Annotated in this window: 1 protein-coding gene; it reads left to right on the top strand. The window is 66.8% G+C overall.

The genetic code is table 11. From position 1 onward, the window contains the following. The coding region (locus ACQG3P_RS24690; RefSeq protein ID WP_426806520.1) for an exonuclease domain-containing protein at positions 1-232 on the top strand (232 nt) is incomplete at both ends.

Raw genomic sequence — 232 nt, 5'->3', positions numbered from 1 at the left:
CTGTTCTGGATCGACCTGGAAATGACCGGTCGGGATACCGACACCGATTCGATCATCGAGATCGCCACCGTCGTCACCGATGCGCAGTTGAACGTGCTGGCCGAGGGCCCGGAGTTCGCCCTCCACCACCCGGTGGAGCGCCTGGAAGCCATGGACGAATGGAACCGCAACCCGCACCGCCGTGCCGGGCTGTGGCCGCGCGTGGTCGACAGCCAGGTGACCCTGGCGCAGG

Source organism: Stenotrophomonas sp. SrG, from assembly GCF_050031795.1.
Taxonomy (GTDB): Bacteria; Pseudomonadota; Gammaproteobacteria; order Xanthomonadales; family Xanthomonadaceae; genus Stenotrophomonas; species Stenotrophomonas rhizophila_A.
Note: the sequence above shows the minus strand (reverse complement) of the source record. Positions and strands in the feature narration are given on the sequence as shown.